The sequence below is a fragment of the Geobacillus sp. DSP4a genome (genome assembly GCF_013096875.1).
Classification (GTDB): Bacteria; Bacillota; Bacilli; order Bacillales; family Anoxybacillaceae; genus Geobacillus; species Geobacillus thermophilus.
Genome location: NZ_SDLD01000082.1, coordinates 1 through 5,321, shown reverse-complemented (window position 1 = coordinate 5,321; position 5,321 = coordinate 1). Strand labels below are relative to the sequence as shown.

Annotated in this window: 8 protein-coding genes; all 8 read left to right on the top strand. The window is 42.0% G+C overall.

What is annotated here, in order from left to right:
* Positions 1–342: 342 nt before the first annotated feature.
* The 8 genes from ETC02_RS16065 (at position 343) to ETC02_RS16030 (ending at position 5,169) form a co-directional block, all read left to right on the top strand.
* Positions 343–843 carry a JAB domain-containing protein gene (locus ETC02_RS16065; RefSeq protein WP_171698420.1) on the top strand — a complete coding sequence of 167 codons (501 nt, stop codon included), beginning with the start codon at positions 343–345 and terminating at the stop codon, positions 841–843.
* Between the two features lie 81 nt (positions 844–924).
* Positions 925–1,341 (top strand): hypothetical protein, encoded by a 417-nt coding sequence (locus ETC02_RS16060; protein WP_216367866.1) that lies wholly within the window; start codon positions 925–927, stop codon positions 1,339–1,341.
* Between the two features lie 81 nt (positions 1,342–1,422).
* Positions 1,423–1,887: a hypothetical protein gene (locus ETC02_RS16055; RefSeq protein ID WP_050368731.1), complete on the top strand. Its 465-nt coding sequence runs from the start codon at positions 1,423–1,425 to the stop codon at positions 1,885–1,887.
* Positions 1,888–1,994: 107 nt separating this feature from the next.
* Positions 1,995–2,525 carry a helix-turn-helix domain-containing protein gene (locus ETC02_RS16050; RefSeq protein ID WP_171698419.1) on the top strand — a complete coding sequence of 177 codons (531 nt, stop codon included), beginning with the start codon at positions 1,995–1,997 and terminating at the stop codon, positions 2,523–2,525.
* 20 nt (positions 2,526–2,545) lie between these two features.
* A complete protein-coding gene (locus tag ETC02_RS16045) occupies positions 2,546–2,947 on the top strand; it encodes an IS630 family transposase (RefSeq protein ID WP_253264176.1) in 402 nt (133 codons plus the stop codon).
* A 137-nt stretch (positions 2,948–3,084) separates the two neighbouring features.
* Entirely contained in the window at positions 3,085–3,477 is a 393-nt protein-coding gene (locus ETC02_RS16040) for a hypothetical protein (RefSeq protein ID WP_033013770.1), read from the top strand.
* Positions 3,478–3,481: 4 nt separating this feature from the next.
* Entirely contained in the window at positions 3,482–4,276 is a 795-nt protein-coding gene (locus tag ETC02_RS16035) for an ImmA/IrrE family metallo-endopeptidase (RefSeq protein ID WP_050367864.1), read from the top strand.
* A complete protein-coding gene (locus tag ETC02_RS16030; protein ID WP_050367863.1) occupies positions 4,273–5,169 on the top strand; it encodes a hypothetical protein in 897 nt (298 codons plus the stop codon). The genes ETC02_RS16035 and ETC02_RS16030 overlap by 4 nt, the downstream gene beginning before the upstream one ends.
* The last annotated feature ends 152 nt before the right edge of the window (positions 5,170–5,321 follow it).

The following is a 5,321-nucleotide window of genomic DNA, read 5'->3' as shown; positions in this document are numbered from 1 at the left end:
TGGGCGCATCCAACGCTCACTGGATCGCTCCCTTACCCCTGATCAGCGAAGGATTCTGCAGGGATTGGGCATGGATGAGAGCATCTACGTGTAACGTGATACGGAACGACCAGCGATGGTAAAAAAAGGATTGCCATCGCTCGTTGTGTTGGTCAAAAAGTTATTCTGAAAAACTAAATAAAAAATCCTTTGTTTTGACCTTGTTAGGGTGCGAAATGTGAGTTAAATACAAGTTCTATACACTTTGACTAGCCTCCATTCCCCGAAAGGAATGGAGGCTATTTTGTTTCGGGAGGGAAAAGGACGAGCAAGTATCAAACCAACAACCACCAACAGCTAGAGTTGCTGGAAAGAGAGGTACCTGCCAAACAGCCAGCGAAGCGCGTCAATATTGTAAGTCTGAAGCTCGTTCGTGAATCTAGCGTGCTGTACAAGGAGCGTCAAATCAAATCGCCAGAAGATGCGTACAAGCTGCTGAAGCCGTTTCTTGTGGAATCCGACCGTGAGAAGTTTGTCGTTGTCTGCCTTAACACGAAAAACCAGCCGACTGCCATCAACGTTTGCCATGTCGGCAGCCTGAACGCCAGCATCGTGCATCCGAGGGAGGTGATGAAGGCTGCCATTCTCTCCAACTCGGCTTCCATCATCGTAGCCCATAATCATCCCAGCGGTCATTGCCAGCCGTCGAGGGAAGACATTGAAGTGACAAAAAGGCTCGTGGAGGCAGGAAGGATCCACTCGAGGATTAATCGAAACAGAGAAACATTGGTTGGGCCTCTATTTTTTTCATTCATATGCAGGAGTTTGCTTGTTTTTGTTGAAAGAATCCTTAATGATGCATGAACGGAGATTGCTCGTCATTTTGTTGGGGGCAGATGAGCCTGTTGCAAATATGACAAAAAAAGGGGGGGAGAAAAGGTGAAGATGTTTGAGTACCGCTTTGCCGTTGCACCCATTTTCCATTTCATCGCAAACAAATCGATGGAAGCAGGCTTGCATGTATGTGATGGCCATGCAAAGCAAACCGTGCAGTTGTTTATGAATGATGCCGCTTCCGAGAAAGGGAAGAAGCGCATCGGGGCTATACAATATGAAGGATCCAACGATTACACAGCGAAAGAGCCCTGCATTGTCAGTTGGAGGTTCGAGCGAGCGTTGCTTCCCGATGGGCTCAAACAAGACTTGGAGGCGATCACGGCGTTTCGCAGAGATCAAAACGAAGAACCATCCATCAATCCAAACGCCCAGTCGATTGCCTTTAAGTTTGAAGCGTTGACGGATGCCGCCAAAGAAACGATTGAGGCGATTACGGCTGTTCTTCAGAAGCATGCAAGAAGTTGAGGTGGTTACGCGCCTGTCGCTTTTTGATGGGTGGGGCGGTTTGGCTAAGGCGGAGGTTGAAAGGGAAACGGGGGATTGGAAATGGCGCATGTATTTCAAATGAAAACAAAACCGCATGGGTTTCAGCGGTACGACCAATTCATTCGCGATCAAGTCATAGGGATTGGCTGGCCGCTGATTGGCAATTTAGACGGCATAAGCAAAGATGAACGGAGAGAGCGATTGCGCAACGTGTACCATTATTCGGGGGCAAAGCTTGGCAACGCTCTTGGTGCGATCTGGGCGTTTGTCAATACGATGGAACAAGGGGATATCGTGTTGGTTCGCCATGGCGCATGGCTCAGCATCGGCATCATTGGCCCCTATCGCTATGTGAAACATCTCGACAATGATATCGATGGGTTTTGCCACCAGCGATCGGTGGAGTGGAAGATCATCAATGAAAACGTTCGGTTGTATAATGAGAAGGTGCATGAAACATTGCGGAGCCCGGGAGTTGTGACAAAAAGCAAATATACTGTACACGAACTTCAACTAGGGATTTAATGGTGAACTATATACATGCTCATTGAAAAGTTAACCTTCGCATAAGCGGTGCCCACTCTGGTTATACTGCTCCTAAGGAAAAGCATGGAAAAGGAGCGGAATTCTGCATGAAACGTCTCAACATCACCGACAACCATGGATGGACGCCCCGGAAACTCCGCAAGCAGGAACGGAAGATCAAAAACGCTCATCTCCGCCAACGTGTGATGGCCGTCCGCCTGGCCATGGAAGGCTATTTGGGCAAAGACGTGGCCTCCATGGTCAACGTGTGCCGCCAAACCGTTTCCCATTATGTGTCGCTGTTTAACGAAGGGGGCCTGGAACTCCTGCTTCATCGGGATTTTGCCCCTGGGCGAGAGCCGTTTCTCACCGAAGAACAGCAGGAAGAGATCAAACACCTTGTGTTGACCACGACACCCGCGGAGCTGGGCTGGGACATCGCTTCGGCGTGGAATACGAAGATCCTTCAATCCTATGTACACCACCATTATGGCATCTCCATGTCCCGCGAAGCCTTGCGAAAACTCTTGCATCGAAAAGGGCTTTCGTGGACCCGGCCGACTTACACGTTGGCGAAAGGAGATCCGGATCGACAAAAACACTTCGAAAAACAAATGGATCTAATAAAAAAAACTTAATCAATCCAGATTCCGTCCTGTTGTACATCGATGAAACGCATATCCGATCGTATCATGTGTTGCGTACGACATGGTCAGAGGTTGGCCGTCAAAAGCAAGTGCCGACGTTCGGCCATCATGCTCACGTATCGCTGTTTGGCGCCGTTAACGTCCATGATGGCGAAACAGTTCTTTATCAAGCAGGAGCGGCCAATGCGACAACATTTTTGGATTTCCTGCGGATTCTCAAAGAGTGTTACCCGGATCGTCTCATCGTCTTGGTGCTGGATAACGCCCGAATTCATCATGCCAAAATGGTGAGAGAGTTTTTGCGGGAAGAAGGACGGAGTTTTCACTTCATTTACCTTCCTCCGTATTCTCCGCAACTGAACCCGATCGAACGCTTAAGGAGGCAACATATAGCAATACATTCCTCTTTTTAAGGAAAAAATGAGTTTTATCGAGAACTTTTTAATAATTTTTTGCATAAAATAATCATATATTCCGCTTTTTGAGGAAAATATATAGAAAATCAATACATTCTTATTTATAATTTATTGTAGATACGGAGGTGAAATGTATGGTAAATACAAACAAAATTGTAGGTCAGAATGTCAAAAAATATATAGAAAGTAAAGGTATTAAACATTCATGGGTGATGGAACGCACTGGTATTAAGAAGACAGCTTATTATAATTTCTTAAAAGGCGAAGGAAATGTGGAGGAGTATGTTGCAAAGATCAATAAGCTATTCCGCATCAAAGATCCGTTCTTTTTTTACAAGGCAGATATGGAATTCAAAGAAAAAACGTTTGACCGTAGCCGATCTGATTCATTTATGAATTATGTGGCACTTTCGTTTCACGGTACAGTGGACGAAGAATTAAAAAAGGGCATGCATCTTTTTAGCGAATTTGTTGAACTGATCGATGTTTTAAAATCAGTCACAAATTCGGAAAATCCAAGGGGGTAGTCCATTGATTACAAAAGATAATCTTGAAATGATTCTAGAGCATAACAAAACACATTTGCCGAAAATTAAAAAGGCGATGGACCGTATTTACTCCCTCGGAGATCCTCTTGCTCATGTAAAGCCGCTTGATTTTATAAAAACTTATCTTTACGAGCATGCAAATGTATTGCAGTTTCCGATTCAAAATGCTGACTATGGTGGGCTTGTGTATTACTATAACGGTGATTATTATGTCCATATTAATACCGCACAGCCGAGAATATATGAAAATTTCATGTGGGCGCACGAGTTTTATCATTTCTTTTTTGACAGAGATAAAATTAAGAACCCTGACCAAAATTTTATCATGATTGATCATATTTATGATGAAAAAGAGCGGCTTCCTAATCTCTTCGCTTCCGAATTTTTAATTAATGACTTTGTGTTAGAAAGAAGCTTTCAATTTTTAGAAACTGCTCATACGAAACAATCTCTCCCAGAAAAAATTATGCGATTAATCAGTATCTTCCAGATCCCGTATAAAGCGTTAGTTGTTAAACTTGCTCAAAACGAATTGATCACGATTAACGAAGCGAAAAATGCATTGGACTATGATTATAGAAATCGTATTCCTCATGATATAGACAAATCATTTTTCGAGCCTAGTTATACAATAAACATCAGCGGGTTTGATGAATTGTATGAAAAAGCAAAAGGATTGATGTATGAGGAGGATCTTCAATCGATTAAAAAATCTTATGATAAGCTATATGAACAAGTGTTGGCGTCAGTGCATGATCAAAGGGGGACTAAAGGATGAAGGTCCTCGATTCTCCTGTTTTAGAATCGGTTCGTCCGTTTATTTCAGATAATACGGAGCAATTGTACCAGTCACTAAACGAACACCAAACATTTTATATGTTAGATAATATGATTTTAACGAAATTAAGAAAACAAATATCAAATTTGCCGCTTTTGCTGCAGGCGTTTCATCAGTCCCCGGTTTTTCTTATTCCTGATGTAGTGTTAGAAGAGTCTTTTAGGAATATACCCACAAAGGAACGGTATAATGATTATTACTTTGAGCTTTTCAAACAATTATCGGCGAAGAAACAGCTATACATTATATCGATGGAAACCATTTATCAATTATTAGAAAAAGGAATGACGAAAAAGCAATACATATTTGATGCGATGAAACAAGTAGCTTTGGAAGCTTTCAGAGTAAATAGAGATATTATTAATAATCTGGAACGATGTGAATTATCCTCTTTTTCGGATCTTCCGAAATTGAGACAAATCATTTTACATAACGGAAATAATGCAGGAGAGCGCTTTATTTGTTTTTTCTCATTATTGCTTGTTCATCAGTACTACGGTCCTGCCTATATATGTAGTGATGACGGCAAAGGTGTATATACGATGTATAATACTTTTGTAAATAACGAAAGTTTATTTCGAATATTAGGTGTCGATGATTTTTTGATGTTTAAAGAGCAATACATCCTGCTGTCTTATGACTGTATTCTACAATTATCCATTAAGAATACGGAATTAAGCTCAGAAGAAATCTATGCTTTTGTGCAGAGTAGCGGTCGAAACGAGTCAAGGAAGGTCATTTATTCGTTAGATGGACAGTCATTCCATACAGAAATTAAAAATGCAAATTTCGCCAAATGGATAGAAGAGAGGAAAATAGAGATTTTCTTTTAATGATGATGTATAAAATTTTGTGTAAACAGGCGTGTTGATTATCCAATAAAATCCAAAGGGTATAGAAAAAAGAGCACCTTTCCTGTAGAATGTGAGTAGCGACACAAACAAACCCAGGAGGTGCTCTCTATGAACAAGCATACCACACTCCC